Genomic DNA, 20,908 nt, shown 5'->3' with positions numbered 1-20,908 from the left:
TAGATACGGTATTTGTTTTATCCTCTAATTAATGCCTTATCTTCTTATACGAATGTATATTTTGTTAACCCTAAACAGAAACAAAAAAAGCTTCAATTCCTTTTGTACATAAGCCTTGAGGGATTTTTCCAGCGGGCAATAGTCATTCAATTCACACCCAAATTAATCGTTAATAACCGTAATGCAAAGCAACATAAGATTGACAAAAAATAAACAAATAAAGTACAATTTTATTATAAATTATATTAACCTAACGAAAAATTATTAGTATAAGGAGATCTAAGCTATGGCAGGATTATTCGATTTAACAGGAAAAATTGCAGTTGTTACAGGAGCATCTTCAGGTTTGGGAGTTCAGTTTGCAATGGCTCTTGCAAAACAAGGAGCAGATATTGCTATTGTTGCAAGAAGAGTTGAAAAATTAGAAGCAGTAAAGAAACAAATTGAAGAACTTGGAGTACGTTGCTTTGCAGTAAGATGCGATGTATCAGACAGTGCTGATATTAAAAATGCAGTTAATGAGATTAAAGAATACTTTGGAACTATTGATATATTGGTAAACAATGCCGGTATTGGTTTAACAGGGCCTGCTGAAGAGCAATCAGATGAATTATGGCAGACAATGATGAGTGTTAACATAAACGGAGTTTACTATTTCGCACGTGAAGTCGGAAAGATTATGCTTGAAAAGAAATACGGAAAAATAATTAACATCGGTTCAATACATAGCACCGTTGCAATGCCGGGACTGCCTATTACTGCATACTGTACTACAAAAGGTGCAGTTGAAATGTTGACAAAATCATTGGCAAGCGAGTGGGCTAAACACGGTATCACAGTTAACGCAATCGGCCCAGCATATTTCCCAAGCGAAATGACAGATGATGTACTTGCAAATGAAGATTTCCATAATCTTATTAAAGCAAGCTGTCCAATGGGAAGAACAGGAAGAGACGGAGAATTAGACGGTGCTATTGTTTATTTTGCTTCCGATGCATCCAGCTACACTACAGGACAGTTATTATCAGTTGATGGTGGTTGGACAACAATCTAATACAATTGTAGACAAAATACAATTCTCATGAATAGGTGACTAACTTATTTGGGGATTGTATTTTTTTATTTTTAAATAAAATAAAGGCTTAAAGCTGACAATTTGTCCATAATGACAAAGATGCCCCATATTATTAAAAGAATACCGCTAAAGGCTGAAAAAGCTGGAAAGTACTTATGGTAATCTCCGAGATAGTGGGACAGGCTGCCAATGGCCAGCGCAGTTAAAAGGAACGGTATGGCAAGACCAAAAGCATAAAGCAACAATAGTAGTAAAGCTCTTCCCATAGTAAGCATATTACCGGTATATTTAAAAATAGATGCTAATATAGGGCCTACACAGGGAGTCCACACTGTTGCAAAGGCCATCCCCCAATAAAATGCCCCAAGCCTGTTGTGATGGCTGCCAATAGGAACAATTTGCTCGTCATAGTACAGAATTTTTAGTCTGAAAAGGCCTGCTGTGTGAAGACCTAATAAAATAATCAAACCGCCTCCGATTTTACGAATAATATCTGTATTATTTAAAAACAAATCCCCAAGAATGCTTACTGATGCACCTATAATAATAAATATAAAAGTAAACCCAAAAACAAATGCAACTGACCTGATAATTACATTGAGTTTTGCATTTGCAGGATTTATCTCCGGTATAGCCGAACCCGTAAGATAACAAACATAAGCAGGAATAAAAGGAATCACGCAAGGAGAAAAAAAAGTCAGTAATCCTGCTGACAATACCAAAATCAAAGTAAAGTTATTTGAAATAAAAATCACCTCTGTCCAAAAGTACAGCTACTGATTAGTTTCAACAAAAGAGTAAAAAACTTACCGAAAAGAATACAACAATTTATTCCAATAAATAATTTACCAAAACAGCAAATTAATCTATTGTTAACAGGAGAATATGGAAATAAAATGTATTTAAATAAATAGAAAGTCAGGTGGGAGCTATGATAAGTATTTATGTGGTACTTGCTGTGATTCTCCTTTTTGGAGTAAAAGTCCGGATAAGGGGATGGGACGACGGTTTTTTGTCCCTCAGTAATACAAAGATGCTACAAGGATTCTGTGCGGTACTGATTATTATACACCACATTTCTCAAATTCTATCTGATTCTAAGCAATTGTCTTTTTTTAATGAATATGGAGTTTTATTCGTAGGAATATTCTTTTTCTGTTCAGGCTATGGATTAATAAAAAGCTTCAAGACCAAAGATAATTATATGCAGGGCTTTATAGGCAGAAGACTTCCGTCTGTTTTAGTCCCGTTTTATATTACAACATTCATTTATATGGCTATAATTTTACCATTCAACCCAATGCCCTCTTTATTGCAAACAATCCTTCTTCTTACAGGTGTACAGCTTATTAATCCCCATGCATGGTACATAGTGGCAGTGGTGATTTTTTACATAGCTTTTTATTTTATATTCAAATATATAAAAAATGAAAAAACAGCATTTGCGTCTATGGCAATATTTATTGTCTGCTATATAGTATCAAGCATTATTCTGAGACATGGGCCATGGTGGTTGCAGGGAGAATGGTGGTACAACACCTGTTTTCTGTTTTATATTGGGATGCTGATAGCTAGATTTGAAAATAGACTAACAGCAATAGTAAAAAAGTATTATGCTGTAATATTTCCTTTAGCTATTGCAGCGTTTGCGGTTATGTATAAGGTTTCAAATTATACCATTGGAAAATTCTCATATTACGCACAAACTGAAACTGCTTCCGGATACCCTGAAAGCTTGATATGCTTTTTCACTCAGCTTCCGGCAGTGATCCTTTTTGTAGCGGTTGTTTTTATACTATGCATGAAGATTACATTTAGTAATATAATACTCAGATTTCTTTCAAAGATATCTTTGGAGCTGTATCTTATACACTATCTTTTTCTGTTGCTTTACAAATCGGATATATTTTTAAATATTACCAATGACCTCTTGTATGTAACACTGGTAGTTATATCTTCAGTTGCAATGGCATTCCTGTTGCATATAATCGATAAGCCTATAATTAGATTAATAACTCCAAAAGGAGGAAAGACCAGTGGAAAAGGTACATTCTGTTGATTGTATGAGAGCAATAGCGGCATTTCTTGTTGTCTGTATACATATCCCGTTTTATGGTATGGGAGGTAGTATTGCAATAGCATATGGTAAAATTGCTGTTCCCTTCTTTCTTGTGGTTTGCGGGTACTTTTGCTATAGAACAGACAGAGAAGAATTTTCAAAACGACTGAAAAAGCAAATAAGGAAAATAGCAATACTAACGGTTTTGTCCAATTTTTTGTTTTTAATATTTGATATTTTGTTGCAGTTTGTTTTCAGTAATGATTCTGTATATGAAATCAAACAGTATTTTACTTCTGAAAAATGGTTTGATTTTGTGGTCTATAACCAATCTCCTTTTGCTGATCATCTGTGGTATTTAGGTTCTCTTCTATATGCCCTTATTATCATTTTGGTGTTATGCAAATTTAATTTATTAAACTATATTATGTTTTTAGCTCCCTTGCTGTTATTGTGCTATATACTTCCTGTAAGGGCAGGAGGAAATATGATTGTCTGGCGTAATTGTATTATGGTATCGGTACCATACTTCATGTTGGGTTGTATAATCAGGAGGTACCAAGAATTTCTTACACGGCTGAATAAGTCGATTCTTCCGATTATAATAACAGTATTAATAATTACCAATTATATTGAATTTACTATATACAATTCTGTGGCGCCTCCTTTTATAAGTTCGGAATTGCTGGTAATAGCCCTAGTATTGTTTTTACTTAAACATCCATCGATTGGGAAAAATACAATTCTTGAGAAAATAGGTCGGGAATATTCACTTTTTATTTATATATTCCATATGTCAATTGTTATTTTGATATTTAGGTGGTATGAAACAGGATGTTTACCGGACTTTATCTTATATTGTGCTCCTGTTGTGGTATTCTTGTTATCCTTGGGGGCGGCATTTTTGTATAAGTCAGTTAAAAACGTAATTAGTTCTAAAAGAATCAACAGGTTGTCACATAATACTTAAAGCAAAATCAGGGAGTGTACCGAATTTAAGCTTTTTGGTACACTCTTATATTAATTTCTACTTCCGTACTGAATTCGCCGGTTGTTTTGAGTTTATTCTCAGTCTCAGCATCAGAGTGACGACTGTACGGAGTCATATTGAACAGGTTGAAAATGTCCTCTTTGTCGTTGATAGTTATTGAGTAGGACACGATTTTATGTTCCAGAAGCTTAAAGTCTTCTTCCACGGTACCCTTTTGACCTATTATGTCCGGACTATCGTAGATAAATTTTCTTAGACTATACAGGTGTCTGGGGCCGGGTGCAGCTACTAACAGCTTCCCGGAAGGTTTTAATATACGCTTGAACTCCTGCTCATCTCTGGGGGCAAATAAACATAAAATACAGTCAACGGAATTGTTTAGCATAGGTACATGGTAACTGCTTGCAACCGCGAAATGTATATCCTTGTCACGTCCCGCAGCATATTGTATTGCCGGTTTAGACACGTCAATACCATACATGTCCAAATTCTTTGTATTATAAAAAGCAGAGAAATTTTGTTTCAATCTGCTGACATAGTAGCCTTCACCGCACCCGGCATCAAAAATACTGATATTGTCAGAATGTTCAGCCTTCAGTGTTTCAACGACCATATTATTAAGGGTATCGGAAAACTCCTGATAATAACCTTTGTCAAGAAATTCTCTCCTGCTCTTAATCATTTCCTTACTGTCCCCGGGTTTGCCTGTCCCGATATGACTTGCAAGAAGAAGATTTACATAACCTTGCTTTGCTATATCAAAACTGTGTCCGTTTGGACAAAAGTACTGCTTTTGCCCCTTATTTAAAGGTTTTTTACAATTAGGACACTGAAATAAAGTTTTATTTACCAAAAATGAACACCTCCGTACAAGTATACTATCTTAAAAATAATTTGCGGTCAAATATTCGGGTCATTCTATAAACTCATTGGAAGCCTCACAAAAAAAGTTGTTTTTTCATTTACTATGCTTTCTGCATAGATTTTGCCGCAATGTTGGTCAATAATTGCTTTGGCTATAGATAAGCCCAGACCATAGCCCCCAAGCTGCCTTGAACGGGATTTATCCGTACGATAAAACCTGTCAAATATCTTTTTCAGATGTTCCGGTGCAATTCCTTCCCCGGTGTTGGTAATTGACAGAATTATGTCGGTATTCTGTTTGTTAAGTGCTATTGATATGGTACCATTCTTATTTGTATATTTTATTGCATTATCCAGGAGAATCATTACTACCTGTCGGACCTGCTCATCATTGCCATAGGTAAACAGTGCAGGCTCCAATTCATAGTTGAGTGAAAGATTGTGCTCAAATATAACAGCCTCCATTGTAAGGATAATGTTTTCTACGGCCTCACTCATGTTGAAATTGGAATAAATCATTTTATTATCGGAATTATCCATTTGTGTAAGATATAAAAGATCATTTGTCAGTTTCGCCATTCTTTCGGATTCGGATTTTATATAATTCAGCCACTTGGATTGGCTGTCGATAGTATCCTGATTGTTGGACAAAAGAACATCCACATTTGTATTAATAACAGCAAGAGGCGTTTTCAGTTCGTGAGAAGCATCTGCAACGAACTGCTTCTGCCTTTCAAAGGCTTCTTGAACAGGTTTTATAGACCTGTTTGCAAAAAACCTGCTTATAAAATAGATTATAATAAACATAATCAGCGCTACAAACAAAAAAGTATAAATCAAAGTTTTCAGAATTCCATATTGGGAGGTTGTATCCAGAAAAACCAGACGATATCCGTTCATTATAGGAGTTATGGAAAAAGTCCAGTGTTCATTTTCAAGATTAAAGTTCCCGGTTTTATTATTTTTTGAAATTGCTTTTTCCTTAGCACTTTCATATAGCTCATCATCTATGTCAAAAGAAGATGTTTTGTCAGTTATATTCCACTGAAGGTCTGTTTCTATCATAAAGGAAATTGTGCGTTCATGGGAAGGCGCAACAGCATCTCGTTTGGGGGGCTTCTGACTTCCAAAGTCAGGAGGATGTTGGCCCATATTATCATTACGCTTAAAATATGAATCTTCCATTCGGTGAATCTCCATATTAATCTCTGAACTGACATTATTGTAGGTTATAAAATATATAGCGGCAAAGGAAATAATCAGCATAACCGATATAATTACAAGATTTGAAATTAAAAATCTATTTCTAAGTTTTTTAAACATTATTCCTCGCCTCCAAAGTATAGCCAACGCCTCTGACAGTATTTATAACTACGGAAGAATTCAAAAAAGCAAGCTTTTTTCTTAAAAATGATATATAAACTTCAACATTATTATGTTCTGCATCAGAGTCAAAGCCCCAAAGCTTCTCGATAACTATTTCCTTGGAAGTAACAGAGGTTTTTCTCATAATCAAAAGCTCCAACAGCTGGCTTTCCTTCAGTATCAGTTTAATTTCTTTACTTCCGCAGGTTAATTTAAGAGTGGCAGTATTCAGCTCAATATCACCATATTTCATAGTGGTGTCAGATACGATTTCACCCATTCTTCTGGAGGCGGCTCTAATCCTTGCCAGTAATTCCTCAGTAGCAAAGGGCTTTGGAAGATAATCATCTGCGCCGCTGTCCAGACCTTTAACCTTATCGGCTATTTCGCCTTTGGCGGTCAGGAGTATTACAGGTGTTAATATATTTTCCGACCTTATGTGTTTCAATACACTAATACCATCCATGTTTGGCAGCATTATATCCAGTAAAATTAAATCATATATACCGCTTAAAGCATTATCCAAGCCGGTGGTGCCATCATAGGCAATGTCAACAGTGTAATTGTTTTTTCTTAATATTTGCGATAAAGCTTCTGCAAGGTGGATTTCGTCTTCTACGATTAAAATTCTCATATTAATTCAGCTCCCCAACCCGGAAAATTTCTTACATTAGTATTATAGCATGGGCAACCTTAAATCAATCTTAAATCAAAAAAGAGCAAAAACTTTTAAATAATTTAAGGTTTGTTTAAGTTTTGAACAATAAAATAAGAGCCATGGAAGGAAAGTAGAAAAAAGAAAGGGGATAAGGAATGGCTGTTGAGGTTTTTAACAGGTATGAAAGTAAGTTTCTTATTGATGAATCAGTTTATAAAATAATCCAAACCGAGCTTCTGCGTTATATGGAACTGGACGAATATAACAAGAAACATGAATTATATACTATCTGCAATATCTACTATGACACAAAGGATAATGTATTAATCAGAAAGTCTCTATCAAAGCCTAAATATAAGGAGAAGCTTCGGTTAAGGGCATATGGAGTCCCCAAAGAGGACTCAAAGGTTTATTTGGAAATAAAGAAAAAATTCTGCGGAGTGGTAAACAAAAGAAGGACAACCTTAAAGCTAAATGAAGCATATTCTTTTGTTGAAACGGGAATTAAGCCGGAGTACAAGGAATATATGAACAGACAGGTGTTGAATGAAATTGATTACATGCTGAAATTTTATGAGCTTGAGCCTAAGCTTTATCTTGCATATGACAGAAAAGCCTTATTCAGTAAGGAGTCCAGAGATTTAAGAATAACCTTTGATACTAATATCAGAACAAGGAGAGAAGAACTCAAATTAGAAAGTGGTGATTATGGGACACAGTTGCTTGAAAATGGAAAATGGTTAATGGAAGTTAAGGCGGAAAAGAGTGTACCATTATGGTTGTCTAAGCTACTGTCCGAAAACAACATATACAAAACAAGTTTTTCGAAATATGGAAAAGAGTATCAGAAATATTTAAATAGTAAAGAAGAAAAGAAGGGAGAGGTCGTTAAATGTTTGAATCATTTTTCAATACAACGTCAACCGGCACTACAATATCAATAACAAATTGCTTTTTAACAATACTGGTATCTTTTGTATTAGGTGGAATTATAAGTATAACCTACATGAAAACCAGCAGTAAATTCGGATATTCACAAAACTTTTCACTAACACTGATAATGACTCCCACCGTAATTGCAATTATCATACTTCTTATAGGCAGTAACATTGCAAGAGCCTTCAGTCTTGCAGGTGCATTTTCAATCATAAAATTCAGAAGTGCTCCGGGGGACCCAAAGGATATAGCCTATGTACTTTTTACAATGGCTGCCGGACTTGCCTGTGGCGCGGGATACTATGGGTATGCAGTAACATTTACTGTTATTTTATGCTTGTTGATGCTCTTGCTGAGCGTGTTTAAATTCGGAATAAGAAAAACATCACAAAAGATGCTTAAAATAACCATACCTGAAGACTTAGATTATGAGGGAGCATTTGATGATATATTTAAGGAATATACTACAGATTTTGAACTTAAAAAGGTAAAAACAACAGATATGGGAAGTCTCTATGAACTGGTATATACAGTGACTATGGAAAATGGAAAAAGCCAGAAGGAATTTCTGGACGCGCTACGGTGCAGAAATGGAAATATGAATATTACATTATCTATGTGTGCGGATACTCCACAATCGTTATATTAAGATGACAAAACAAAGGAGATGGTCTAAATGAAGAGAAAATTCAGGGGTTGTAAACTACTGAGCATATCATTAAGCCTGTTTTTATTGGCATCCTGCAGTAATTCTGCAATACAGTCTGCCAATGAAACACAGCCTGCTGCCGACAGTTCAGGTAGTATAAAAAGCAGTAAAGTAATAAAGGTTACAAATGACATGATTACTTATGACACCGATGATAATTATACCCTATGGAAAAATCAGAACCCGACTTATGTTAAGCTAAATGGAGCAACAGCAACTCTTACAGGTCCGGGAGCAGAAGTACAAGAAAACAAGGTGACAATTGCGACTGCGGGAACGTATGTTATAAGCGGCAAAATGAATGATGGTCAGATTATTGTTGATTCTAAGGATAAGGGGACTGTAAGACTGGTTCTGAACGGTGCGGAAATAAACAGCAGCAATAGTGCCCCTGTTTATATAAAAAACGCAGACAAGGCAGTGCTTTCTCTGGAAGAAGGGACTGACAATACACTAAATGACGGTAAAAATTATACTTTGGATGATACCGCAAATAAAGAACCCGATTCGGCAGTATTCAGCAAATCCAACCTTACAATTAACGGAACAGGAAAATTAACGGTAAATGCAAACTATAATGATGGTATTTCAAGTAAAGATGATTTAAAAATAATTGGGGGAAGTATTAGCATTAACTCAAAGGATGACGCAATAGTAGGTAAAGATATGGTTCTGGTAAAAGACGGAAGCATTACCGTTAAAGCCGGAGGAGACGGAATAAAGTCTACAAACGATACCGATGAGAAAAAAGGTTTCATTGTTATTCAGGGAGGAACTTTCAATCTGACAACGCAAACCGATGGAATTCAGGCAGAAACATCCATGCTCATCACAAACGGAAACATAAACATATTAAGCGGTGGCGGCAGTGCAAACGGCACTAAAAAATCAGGTGACGACAGGAAGGCTCCGGGAAGATGGGAAAACAACACAGAGACAGAAAGCACTGAAACAGAAACTCCAAGTGCCAAAGGTCTCAAGGCAGAGTCCTATATTGACATAGCGGGGGGAACGTTCAAGCTAGATACTTCTGATGATGCCATACACAGCAGCAACTCTGCCACTGTGTCCGACGGGGACATTACAATAGCATCCGGCGACGACGGAATACACGCGGATTCAAATATAGATATCAAAAACGGTAAAATCAATATCACAAAAAGCTATGAAGGAATAGAAAGTATGGTTTTAACTATTGCAGACGGAGAGATAAACATTACATCAGACGATGACGGTATAAATATTAATGGAGGAAACGACGGCTCGGCAGGAACAGGGGGACCCGGAGGGGGCGGACAGCCAGAAGAAGCCGGAGTACCAGGAGAACCCGGACAAGCAGGGGGACCCGGACAGCCCGGGCAGGGACCGGATGCTGTATCTGCAAACAGCATGTTATATATAAACGGAGGAAACATATCCGTTAATGCATCAGGGGACGGACTGGATTCCAACGGCTCAGTAGTCATGACAAACGGTAAAGTATTTGTAAGTGGTCCTACATCCAATAATAATGGTGCCATCGACTATAACGGTACATTTAAAATAAGCGGCGGATTACTTATTGCAGCAGGCAGTTCAGGAATGGCTCAGGCCCCTTCAGAGGAATCCACCCAGTACTCAATCAATATGAATTTTCCAAACCTACAGGAAGCAGGAACCATAGTTCACCTCCAAGACAGCAAGGGAAATACAGTTGCAACATATGCTCCTGAAAAGGAATACCAATCGGTGGTTATATCTTCACCTTTGTTGAAGAAAGATTCCTCTTATTCATTGTACACAGGAGGCTCATTAACAGGGGGAGTGTACAAGGCAGGGACAAAGCTCATAGACTTTAAAGCAACCGGCTCAGTTACTTGGTTGGATGAAAACGGAGTAACAACTCAAAAAAGCTTTGGCCCGGGAGGCGGAAGAGGTTTCGGACATGATGGAGGTTTCAAGGGACCGGATAAGCAACAAAATTCTTCAAGTAAGTAGAAAATACTAATAAAAAGTATTTTATGATTGATTGTTAATCAGGTATGGGAAGTCTGTATGAGCTAAAAATTAATGGGGTATAAACTATTAGTAATTTCCGGTATTTTGGAAATGCATATTGTATATAATTTACAATTTGATTGATTTTATTGTAAAATATTACATGTAGTTCCAAAAATTAAATAGGAGGTAACTAATGAATAGTTACAGCAAGTTAAGAGTTTTTCTTACTATGGTTCTGGCATTGCTTATAACAATGTCCTCATTGTACAATCCTTTCATTGCGAATGCAAATGGGAACGAGGTACTAAGCGTAGAAAATCCAAACGGTACCATTTGCATTAATGAGGGTGATTCTTATTCACTTCCTCAAACAATACCTGCCACATTGGCAGATGGAAGCAGGGCTGATGTTGCGGTAACATGGCAGTCAGTAAAAATAAACACTCATAATGAGGGAATATACCAGCTTGTTGGTAGTATTGCAGGTTATTCCGAGAAAATTAATTGGAATCTGATAGTCAACCCTGTAGTTTATACGGTTCTGCGACAAGCGTATGTGTTGCCGCAGATACTTCCTTATTTTCCGGCAGACAGTACAGGTTACGAGGTTGAAGTTGCCTGGGACTCTCAAACAGCAGACACCACAAATCCGGGTACATATAAATATGTCGGATCGGCAGAAGGACTGTCACTGCCGGTGGCTTTGACATTAAATGTAGCGGGAGAGATTGCCTCACTTAAATATTATGCATGGGGGGAAGATGCATATCAGGGGATTGACTATTCGTTGCCTGAAACAGTAGAAGTAAACATTGTAGGAGGAGGTACCGCGCGGGTTCCTGTAATATGGACACCGTCAGTTATTGACCTAAGTGTTCTGGGAAGCTTTAAATTTGTAGGCAGGATTGAGGGCTTTTCAAGGGAGATGACATTGACTGTGAATGTAAATCCTCCGATAGTTTCTTTTGTCGGAATGCCGGTTACCGTCCCTCAATACAGCTCAGTCAAGCTACCTGTAACTGTGGCTGCACAATTATCCAATGGCACATATAAACTGGGTTTTGACAATGTAACATGGGACACGGGGACGCTGAATGTAACCAAGGCAGGAGAGTATAAGGTAGAAGGCACTGTAAAGGGATTCCTGCAGAAAGCTTATGTAACTGTTACAGTAGTTCCGCAATATACCATTGAGGATATCAGAGCTTCCGTAAAGCAGGGAGAACCTTATGACCTGCCTGTTATGGTCAAGGCAAAAAGATATGACGGAACTGAGGTGGATTTACCCGTTGAATGGAACACTGACGGTGTTGATACCACCATAGGAGGTACACAGAATTTCGAAGGTACGGTTGAAGGCTATGAAGGTACAGTCAAATTAACACTTTTTGTTCAGACGGATGATTTGGTTTATATTGCTGATCCAAATTTGGAGAATGCTGTTAGGAGTGCTATTTCAAAACCCACCGGAGATATTCTCAAAAGTGATATGCTGAATATCAAATTTCTTAATGCAAAGTATCTGGACATAGCCTCACTTGAAGGAATTCAATACGCAAAAAATCTGACTATGCTATATTTGACCGATAACCAGCTGGAAGACATATCACAGCTTAGTGAGCTGACGAACCTCCAATACTTATTTCTGAACTACAACAAAATTAAAAGTCTGGTTCCTTTGGAAAAACTGTCAAAGCTTTACATGCTAAGCCTAGAGAGCAACCAGATAACAGATTTAAGTCCTTTGAAGGACCTTACAAATTTAAACAATCTGGGTGTTGATCGTAATCCACTAAAGGATATAAGCTGTATAAAGGACTTTAAGACAAATCTTTGCAGTCTGAATATGTATTCATGTAAAATTGAAGACATAAGCTCTCTTTCAGTATTAAAAAATTTGTCAACCTTGAGGCTGGGGTACAATAATATCAAGGATATAACCTCTCTGAGTAGCCTTACGAATCTGGAAGATGTAGATTTAAGCGATAATGCCGTAGAAGATTTTTCACCTTTGTCCTACTTGGCAAAGCTTACAAAACTTGATTTGAGCGGTAATTCAATAAAAGACTATTCAAGCTACACAAGGTTCAATGACAACATTAAAATTGATTTTTGGGGATTTAGCCAGACAAAGGCGGAAATAGCATCGTTTTTGAACACGGCGGATGAAATCATTGCTTCGGTTGTAACACCTGATATGACTCCTTTGGAAAAGGAGAAGGCTCTGCACGACTATATTTGTAATAATATAAGTTATACTCTGGGAGTATATACAGGTGCATACGGTGTTCTAATAGATAAGAAGGGTGCATGCGATGCCATCGCAGATACAATGAATATCCTTCTCAACAGGGTAGGGATTGAGTGTATCAAGGTAGCCCACGGGTGGGCAGGCGGAGCGCACGCTTGGAATATAGTAAAAATAGAGGATAAATATTATCATCTCGATTGTACATGGGATACTATATATACCAAACAGAATGCTGCTCTTTCCTATAAATACTTTAATGTAAACGATGCATTCCTTAAGAGTGAGGGAAGGACCTGGGATACAACTAAATATCCAATATGTGAGTAGTAGAAAATTAGTGCAAAGTCTTATATGAGATAAAATCCTGAAATTGACATATAAATTAAAGGAGGCAAGAAAAACGAAGCTTATCAAATTATGATTGATTGTTAATAAAATATTGATATAATGGTAACTGTTAACTCTATTATAACTATTATGTTAATTAAGGAGAAAGTCGCATGGAGAAAATTGTAAAACAAAAAGAGCCTTTAGTGGAACACATTTATACAGCAGACCCATCTGCACATGTATTTGAAGGTAAAATTTATATATATCCTTCTCATGACCTTGACGAGGATATAGTTTCAAACGATAACGGAGACCAGTATATGATGGAAGACTATCACATATTGTCTTTGGATGATTTAGATTCACCTTGCGTTGACAATGGTGAAGCCCTTCACATGAAAGATGTTCCATGGGTTTCCAAACAAATGTGGGCGCCGGATGCTGCTTACAAAAACAATACCTACTATTTGTACTTCCCTGCAAGAGATAAGGATGGTATATTCAGAATCGGAGTAGCTACGAGTTCATCCCCTTCAGGTCCATTTACAGCTCAAAAAGAGCCTATTCCCGGCAGTTTCAGCATAGACCCTGCTGTTTTGGTGGATGATGACAATAGAGCATATATCTATTTCGGTGGTCTTTGGGGCGGTCAACTTGAAAAGTGGCAGACTGGCAGCTTCAACCCTAATGGTGAAGGCCCTGATGCAGCAGCTCCGGCTATAGGCCCTAGAGTAGCTGAATTGAGCGATGATATGCTTACATTCAAAGAAGCTCCTGCAGAGATATCCATTGTAGATGAAGAGGGTAATTCAATCCTTGCCGGTGATGAAGACAGGAGATATTTTGAAGGCCCATGGATGCACAAATACAACGGCAATTACTACCTTTCCTACTCAACAGGTACAACTCACACCATTGTATACGCAGTTGGTAAAAATCCAAAAGGACCTTTTGTATTCAAAGGCAAAATACTTACACCTGTTGTAGGATGGACTACTCACCACTCAATAGTTCAGTACCAGGATAAGTGGTATCTGTTTTACCATGACAGCTCATTATCAGGCGGCCGTGATAATAAGAGATGCGTTAAATTTACTGAATTGAAATATAACGAGGACGGAACTATTCAAACAATAGACCCATACAAGTAAACCGTCATATAAATAAAAACGACTAAAAAAGCTCCTTCTTGGCATTAATTAATAACATGCCGGGAGGAGTTTTTTAAATTGCATTAATTTTCTCAATAATATAAAATTCTCATTAAGAGTAAAATTATTTAAAGAAAAGAGAATACAATGATTCAGATTTATAATAGAAAAACAAAAAAATATGATATTGAACAGGTGGCGGGGGGCAAACTCCTAGATACCTTGTACACAACAGGAAGAGGAAGGCTTGGATTGGAGCTCCTTGTAAAACGTAAGTTATATTCTGCCTTGACGGGATTTTTCTGCGACAGGAAAATAAGCCGTAAAACTATAAAGGGTTTTGCTGATAAATTTTCAATAGATATTAATGAATGTGAAAACAAGCTGGAGGATTTCAACAGCTTCAATGATTTCTTTGCCAGAAAAATGAAGCCCTCTGCCAGGAAATTTGATAAAGTCCGGGAAAAATTGCTGTCACCGGGTGATGGGAGACTTCAGGCATTGGAAAATATAGATAAGGAAAAACTACTTCAGATAAAAGGAATGACATACAGTTTAAGTGAACTCCTTCAGGATGAAAAACTGGCTGAAGAATACAATGGAGGCACTTACCTGATACTAAGACTTTGCCCTGTAGACTATCACAGGTTCCATTTTTTTGATAGCGGTAAGTGCATGGAAACACACAAAATAAAAGGTAAATACTACTCTGTAAATCCTGTTGCATTAAAGAAAATACCTGAACTTTTTTGCAGAAACAAAAGAGAATACAGCATATTTAAAACAGACAATTTTGGGGAAGTTCTTTTTATAGAGGTGGGAGCAACCTCAGTAGGCTCAATAATCCAGACTTATACTCCCGGAGAACATGTTTCAAGAGGTGATGAAAAAGGATTTTTTAAATTCGGAGGTTCTACTGTTCTTCTGATTTTTAAAAAAAATATGGTTAAAATAGATGAAGATATAATACAACAGACCGGAGAAGGCTTTGAAACCAGAGTTCTGGCCGGAGATATTATTGGTAATTGTATAGAAAAAAGAACAAAGTAGCTGATTTATATTGTTTCTGAAGGTGTATTGGTTTATAATGAACTCAATTGGGTTCAGTTTGTATAAAAATTTGATGTATATATACGACATTCAGATTTTACTGTTTACGGGGAGGGTTTGAAATGAGCGACATTAAAACAATAGGAGTACTTACCAGCGGCGGAGATGCACCGGGAATGAATGCTGCCATACGTGCTGTTGTAAGAACAGGTATATATCACGGGTTCAAGATGCTAGGCATCAGGAAAGGTTACAATGGTTTAATTACCGGAGATATATTTGATATGAGTGCCAGAGATGTATCTGATATTATCCATCGAGGGGGAACGATACTTCAAACTGCCAGATGTAAGGCATTTACAACTGACGAAGGCATGCAGAAGGCAATGTCAATTTCAAAAGCTTTTGGTATGGACGCGCTTGTTGTTATCGGAGGAGACGGCTCATACAGAGGAGCTAGGGATTTCAGTAAATTTGGCATGAAGGTTATGGGTTTGCCGGGAACTATTGATAATGACATAGCAAGTTCAGAATATACAATAGGTTACGATACAGCAATGAATACTGTTCAGGACGCACTTGACAAAATCAGAGATACGGCATATTCACATGAACGATGCAGCGTTCTTGAAGTAATGGGACGTCGTGCGGGACATATCGCTTTGAATGTAGGAATCGCGGGAGGTGCGGAGGTAGTTCTCCTTCCTGAAAGAGAATTTGATTTCGATAAAGATATTATAAGAAAGATAATTCAGGGAAGAAACAGCGGAAAGAAAAACTATATAATCATATTGGCTGAAGGTGTTGCTGAGAAAATAGGAGGAGCATTGGAGCTTGCCAAGAAGATAGAAGACCTTACCGGAATAGAAACCAGAGGAACAGTTTTGGGATATATCCAAAGAGGAGGAAGCCCGACTATTCAGGACAGAGTTATGGCAAGTGTTATGGGAGCAAAAGCTGTAACACTACTCAAAGATGGTGTCTATAACAGAATTATATCTGTAAAGGATTCTAAGGTTGTTGATATTGATATAGATGAAGCATTAGCCATGAAGAAGGATATTGACAAAGAGCTGTTTGAACTAAGTAATATACTTTCTATATAATAAAAAACCATAACTTATTTTAATAATAAAAGAACACAGATTTCATATGGAATATGTGTTCTTTTTATACATATAAGCGTGAAAAGAGGAATGTCAAATGAAGAAGTTTGTGATTGCTCCTGATTCCTTTAAAGGCAGTATAAGTTCTGTTGAGGTTTGTGGCATAATAAAAACAAAAATTAAACAATTTTATCCTGACAGTGAAATAGTTGAAATACCTGTAGCTGACGGAGGGGAAGGCACTTCTGATTGTTTCATACAGTTACTTGGAGCACAAAAAGTTACTCTTGAAGCTACAGGGCCATATAATGAAAAGCTGGAAGGCTATTACGCCAGAAAAGGTAACACAGCTATACTGGAGACAGCCATGTTTGCAGGCCTTCCGTTGGCAGAAGAGAGGCTTAATCCTTCTGCGACCACAACCTTTGGTGTAGGTACAATGATACGTCATGCTGTAGAAAACGGCTGCCGTGAAATAATAATAGGACTTGGGGGGAGCTGTACAAATGATGCAGGTACCGGAATGGCATGTGCTTTAGGCGTAAGGTTTAGAAACAAGGCAGGGGAAGAGTTTATTCCCACTGGTGCTACATTAGGAGAAATAGTTCATATTGACACCACGTTGGCAGAACGGCTCCTGAAGGATTGTAAAATAACTGCTATGTGCGATATTGACAATCCCATGTACGGTAAAACCGGTGCGGCGCATGTTTATGCACCTCAAAAAGGGGCCGACGAGGAAATGGTTCTACTGCTTGACAAAAATCTTATGGATTTAGCCGGTAAAATAAAAAGCCAACTGGGGGTTGATGTTTCAGAAATTCCGGGAAGCGGTGCAGCAGGTGCAATGGGAGCAGGAATCCTGGCTTTCCTTAAAGGATGCCTCAAACCCGGAATCGAAACAGTTCTTGATTTAGTAGGTTTTGATAACATAATAAAAGATGCCGACATGGTTTTCACCGGGGAAGGAAGAATTGACCAGCAAAGCCTTAGAGGTAAGGTTGTTATAGGTGTTGCTACCCGTGCTAAAAAAGAGAATGTTCCCGTTATTGCAATAGTTGGAGATGTAGGAGATGGTGCAGAAGCAGCATATGAAATGGGAGTGTCGGCTATTGTAAGTATTAACAGGGTAGCTTTGCCCTTTGAAAAAGCAAAATCAAGAAGTAAAAAAGATCTGGCTGATACCGTGGAAATGGTTATGAGACTGCTTAAACACCGTGTTGTTCAAAAATAATATCATGGTACTTGAATTTGACAGACACGTCACAATTGATTCCTGAAGTATAGGAATTGTTCCCAAAAAGTTTCAAGGCGTAGGAGATGTTAGAATTATCCCCTGTTATAGTTGAATACAGCACCTGGCAAAAGCGTTGTGTTTTATCACAGGCGTCTTTAAACATTTCTATAAATGAAAGAGTACTTTTGTGTGCCTTATCATATGGCATGGCCCATTCCTTTTTGGCAAGATTCAAGTAATCCAAGCCGTCCTTTAGCTGTAAGGGAAAGATAAGGCTGGAGAATAGTGGAAAACCATAGATAACTTGGTCTATACCAGCTACAAATTTCTTCTTTATACCGTGGGGATCCCTAAGGATTTTTTCTACTGTATTCATATCCTTTATGGCTCTTGAAATAAGTTTGCCGGGAATAATAAAATTAAAAACTGAGTCTATAACACTTTCGTACATATCCCCGATTACGTCACGCTCCCTGACGGTTATACCTATAAGCCTATCAATTCGGATCTCATGGACTTTTTTGTTCAAAAGCCGACTACACATCAATACATCAATGGAAGTCTCAAAACGCCTGTGATAGTAGTGATAAAGGTTTGTGCGTGGATCCTCATCTGTTTTAAAGCCTGATTTGTAGAAAATATAAGGATGAGTAATACTGTCCAGACAGTTATGGCATAAAAAGCCCATAAAATAAACAGTAAGAATATCTTTGACAGTCCCCTCCTGCTTTAAAATGTAGTCAATCATTTTACTGAAAATAATATTAACTTTAGATGTATGAAATTTCTCTCCTATATTGCCATATTTGGTTTTAGGAGACCAAGGCCAGAGACCATAGTAAAAAAGTATATCGGGGCCCTGAACCCCCAGATTAAAGACGTTCTTATTTTGTTCAATCAGTTTTTTGCACTCTTTATTTTCAATCATCTTAACAGCTTCTGAGCCACAAAGATAGTGAGTAACCAGATTAGGCATGTTACCTCCGTATATCCCTAAATCGGGATTCATATGTAAATTATGTACAATATTCATTTAAGATATGTAAATTATACGATTTAACCTTTCGAAAGTATATAAAAAAATTTATATTACCTATTGACTTTTAGGTCGCTTGGTTCTATAGTTAGTTATATAAGTAATTAACTAATGGACTGATTAGGTGGTGAAGGCATGAAGCTAGATTTTAATAATGACAAACCTATATATCTTCAACTTTCTGAGGAATTGGAGGATGCCATTATAGCAGGGGCATACCAAGAGGAGACACAAATTCCATCGACAACAGAGATTTCGGTAAACTACAAAATAAACCCGGCCACTGCGTTAAAAGGAATAAATATTTTAGTTGATAATGGAATTGTTTATAAGAAGAGGGGGCTTGGCATGTTTGTTGCAAATGGGGCAAAAGAAAAAATACTTGAACAACGGAAGGTGGATTTTTTTGAAAGCTATATAAAATCTCTTGTGACAGAGGCAAAGAAACTTTCAATTTCAAAAGAGGATATATTAAAAATGTTGGAAAGAGGGTTTGAAATATGAGTCAAATGGAAATCAAAAATATAACTAAAAAATTCGCAGACGTGACAGCCCTGGAAAATATCAGCCTCAAACTGGAAGAAAATAAGATTTACGGACTTCTTGGCCGTAACGGAGCAGGAAAGACAACCTTGTTGAATCTGATTACAAACAGGATTTTTCCTACTGAAGGGGAGATTCTGGTAAACGGTGAAAATGTTATAGAGAATGACAATGCATTATCAAAGATATATTTTATGGCTGAAAATAATTACTATCCTGAGAATATGACGGTAAAAAAGGCATTTAACTGGACTAAAGAATTTTACACCGATTTTGACAGTGAATATGCTGCTGAGTTGTGTGAGAAGTTTTCCCTAAAATTGAATCAAAAGATAAAAACTTTGTCTACAGGTTATACATCTATATTCAAAATGATTTTGGCGCTATCCTGTAATGTACCTTTTGTTCTGCTGGATGAGCCTGTTCTGGGACTTGATGCAAACCACCGTGACCTGTTTTATAAGGAATTGCTAAAAAATTACAGTGAAAAGCCAAAAACTATTATCATTTCAACACACTTGATTGAAGAAGCGGCAGACATAATTGAAGACGTTATAATAATAAAATCAGGCAAATTGATTTTGAACGAATCAGTTGAGAGCGTTCTGTCGCAGGGTTATGCCATAACAGGAAGTATATCTGCGGTTGACGGTTTTACTGCCGGCAAAAATATACTTGGAGCGGATACAATAGGGGGAATCAAATGTGCATATGTACTTGGACATTTGGATAAGGCAGGTATTCCCGATGGACTGGAAGTTACAAAACCTGATTTACAGAAACTATTTATTCACATGACTAATAGATAATGGAGGGGATTATTAATGAGATTAAAAACAGCTTCTAAATATATATTTTCAGAGATAAAGAACTCTGTCTTGATTTTCTATTTAATTATAGTACTACTAACAATCTTTTTTTCTTCTGCCACATCTGAGGGTAACAGCTCATTTAATGGAATTGAAATGATGTCGGCAATATTTTTGTTTGTTGTAGGATTAAACTCTTTTAGAAAAAATTATTTATTTTTAATGTCCAATGGTGTACCAAGGAGAACACAGTTCAAGAGCTTTTTCCTGGCGGCAATTCCTGTAACGGTAGGTATGGCGGTTATTGATTTGGCTTTAGGAGCTATATTTAACAGAATAACGAATTATAATACTTTGTATGGTCTGCTTTATCAGGACAAAACACAAAGTACCGGAAATATAATTATTTCTTTATTATGGAGCATAACGCTGTACCTGTGTGCAATAACTCTTGGATATTTTATAACACTGGCATATTACAGAATGAACAAAATACAAAAGATATGTGTATCAATTGGAGTTCCGGTCTTTTTTACAATGGTACTGCCGTATATAATTTATAACTTTTGTTCAACTACTACTGTTAATTGGGTATACAATGGAATAAGTACCATGTTCGGAGTAACGGGAAGCTACGGATCTATAAGCGCAGTTGCTGTATTCCTTGTTTGTACAATTTTACTTTCAGTATTATCATATTTGTTGATAAGAAAAGCTCCCGTAAAAGAAAATTAGTAAGATGGTTGTAAAAGAAAAAA

The 20,908-nt window shown here is 37.0% G+C and carries 19 protein-coding genes; 14 read left to right on the top strand and 5 right to left on the bottom strand.

Going from position 1 to position 20,908, the window contains the following annotated elements; translation table 11 throughout:
- Window positions 1-286 precede the first annotated feature (286 nt).
- Window positions 287-1,054 carry an SDR family oxidoreductase gene (locus L323_RS34070; protein WP_020816148.1) on the top strand — a complete coding sequence of 256 codons (768 nt, stop codon included), beginning with the start codon at window positions 287-289 and terminating at the stop codon, window positions 1,052-1,054.
- A gap of 71 nt (window positions 1,055-1,125) precedes the next feature.
- Here L323_RS34070 and L323_RS34065 read toward each other — a convergent pair whose 3' ends face one another.
- Window positions 1,126-1,791, bottom strand: a complete 666-nt coding sequence (locus L323_RS34065; RefSeq protein WP_242835302.1) for a cytochrome c biogenesis protein CcdA — start codon at window positions 1,789-1,791, stop codon at window positions 1,126-1,128.
- 215 nt (window positions 1,792-2,006) lie between these two features.
- Between L323_RS34065 and L323_RS34060 the strand changes: the two genes are divergently transcribed.
- Window positions 2,007-3,134, top strand: coding sequence for an acyltransferase family protein (locus L323_RS34060; RefSeq protein ID WP_020816146.1), 1,128 nt, complete (start codon window positions 2,007-2,009; stop codon window positions 3,132-3,134).
- A complete protein-coding gene (locus L323_RS34055) occupies window positions 3,112-4,104 on the top strand; it encodes an acyltransferase family protein (RefSeq protein ID WP_020816145.1) in 993 nt (330 codons plus the stop codon). The genes L323_RS34060 and L323_RS34055 overlap by 23 nt, the downstream gene beginning before the upstream one ends.
- Window positions 4,105-4,129: 25 nt before the next feature.
- Here the strand turns inward: L323_RS34055 and L323_RS34050 are convergent, their stop codons facing one another.
- From L323_RS34050 to L323_RS34040, 3 genes are all read right to left on the bottom strand, one after another.
- A complete protein-coding gene (locus L323_RS34050; RefSeq protein WP_020816144.1) occupies window positions 4,130-4,978 on the bottom strand; it encodes a putative RNA methyltransferase in 849 nt (282 codons plus the stop codon).
- A 65-nt stretch (window positions 4,979-5,043) separates the two neighbouring features.
- Window positions 5,044-6,312 carry a sensor histidine kinase gene (locus tag L323_RS34045; protein ID WP_020816143.1) on the bottom strand — a complete coding sequence of 423 codons (1,269 nt, stop codon included), beginning with the start codon at window positions 6,310-6,312 and terminating at the stop codon, window positions 5,044-5,046.
- Window positions 6,305-6,988 (bottom strand): response regulator transcription factor, encoded by a 684-nt coding sequence (locus L323_RS34040; RefSeq protein ID WP_020816142.1) that lies wholly within the window; start codon window positions 6,986-6,988, stop codon window positions 6,305-6,307. Before L323_RS34040 ends, L323_RS34045 begins: the two co-directional genes overlap by 8 nt.
- Before the next feature lie 179 nt (window positions 6,989-7,167).
- On the opposite strand from L323_RS34040, the gene L323_RS34035 reads away from it, so the two are divergent.
- The 8 genes from L323_RS34035 to L323_RS34000 all read left to right on the top strand — a co-directional run bounded on the left by L323_RS34035 (window position 7,168) and on the right by L323_RS34000 (window position 17,759).
- Window positions 7,168-7,956: a polyphosphate polymerase domain-containing protein gene (locus L323_RS34035; protein WP_020816141.1), complete on the top strand. Its 789-nt coding sequence runs from the start codon at window positions 7,168-7,170 to the stop codon at window positions 7,954-7,956.
- Window positions 7,905-8,597: a DUF4956 domain-containing protein gene (locus L323_RS34030; protein ID WP_020816140.1), complete on the top strand. Its 693-nt coding sequence runs from the start codon at window positions 7,905-7,907 to the stop codon at window positions 8,595-8,597. The genes L323_RS34035 and L323_RS34030 overlap by 52 nt, the downstream gene beginning before the upstream one ends.
- A 27-nt stretch (window positions 8,598-8,624) precedes the next feature.
- Complete coding sequence (locus L323_RS34025; RefSeq protein ID WP_020816139.1) at window positions 8,625-10,634, top strand: carbohydrate-binding domain-containing protein; 2,010 nt, start codon at window positions 8,625-8,627, stop codon at window positions 10,632-10,634.
- A gap of 196 nt (window positions 10,635-10,830) precedes the next feature.
- On the top strand, window positions 10,831-13,215 hold the full coding sequence (locus L323_RS34020; RefSeq protein WP_020816138.1) for an Ig-like domain-containing protein: 2,385 nt from the start codon (window positions 10,831-10,833) through the stop codon (window positions 13,213-13,215).
- Between the two features lie 173 nt (window positions 13,216-13,388).
- A complete protein-coding gene (locus L323_RS34015) occupies window positions 13,389-14,369 on the top strand; it encodes a glycoside hydrolase family 43 protein (RefSeq protein WP_020816137.1) in 981 nt (326 codons plus the stop codon).
- Window positions 14,370-14,516: 147 nt separating this feature from the next.
- Window positions 14,517-15,419 (top strand): phosphatidylserine decarboxylase, encoded by a 903-nt coding sequence (locus L323_RS34010; RefSeq protein ID WP_020816136.1) that lies wholly within the window; start codon window positions 14,517-14,519, stop codon window positions 15,417-15,419.
- A gap of 122 nt (window positions 15,420-15,541) precedes the next feature.
- Window positions 15,542-16,525, top strand: coding sequence for a 6-phosphofructokinase (gene pfkA / locus L323_RS34005; RefSeq protein WP_020816135.1), 984 nt, complete (start codon window positions 15,542-15,544; stop codon window positions 16,523-16,525).
- Between the two features lie 97 nt (window positions 16,526-16,622).
- A complete protein-coding gene (locus tag L323_RS34000; protein WP_020816134.1) occupies window positions 16,623-17,759 on the top strand; it encodes a glycerate kinase family protein in 1,137 nt (378 codons plus the stop codon).
- On the opposite strand, the gene L323_RS33995 is transcribed toward L323_RS34000, so the two are convergent.
- On the bottom strand, window positions 17,734-18,738 hold the full coding sequence (locus tag L323_RS33995; RefSeq protein WP_020816133.1) for a zinc dependent phospholipase C family protein: 1,005 nt from the start codon (window positions 18,736-18,738) through the stop codon (window positions 17,734-17,736). The genes L323_RS34000 and L323_RS33995 overlap by 26 nt on opposite strands.
- A gap of 195 nt (window positions 18,739-18,933) precedes the next feature.
- Here L323_RS33995 and L323_RS33990 point away from each other — a divergent pair, with 195 nt between their 5' ends.
- Genes L323_RS33990 through L323_RS33980 form a run of 3 tightly spaced genes read left to right on the top strand, consistent with a single transcriptional unit; the run spans window position 18,934 to window position 20,885 of the window.
- Entirely contained in the window at window positions 18,934-19,302 is a 369-nt protein-coding gene (locus tag L323_RS33990) for a GntR family transcriptional regulator (RefSeq protein ID WP_004622276.1), read from the top strand.
- The gene (locus L323_RS33985; protein ID WP_020816132.1) at window positions 19,299-20,150 is read left to right on the top strand and encodes an ABC transporter ATP-binding protein; all 852 of its coding nucleotides are present in this window, start codon (window positions 19,299-19,301) and stop codon (window positions 20,148-20,150) included. The genes L323_RS33990 and L323_RS33985 overlap by 4 nt, the downstream gene beginning before the upstream one ends.
- Before the next feature lie 15 nt (window positions 20,151-20,165).
- On the top strand, window positions 20,166-20,885 hold the full coding sequence (locus tag L323_RS33980; protein WP_020816131.1) for a hypothetical protein: 720 nt from the start codon (window positions 20,166-20,168) through the stop codon (window positions 20,883-20,885).
- Window positions 20,886-20,908: the final 23 nt, after the last annotated feature.

The organism is Ruminiclostridium papyrosolvens C7 (genome assembly GCF_000421965.1).
GTDB lineage: Bacteria > Bacillota > Clostridia > Acetivibrionales > DSM-1351 > Ruminiclostridium > Ruminiclostridium papyrosolvens_A.
This window is presented reverse-complemented; position numbering and strand designations above follow the sequence as displayed.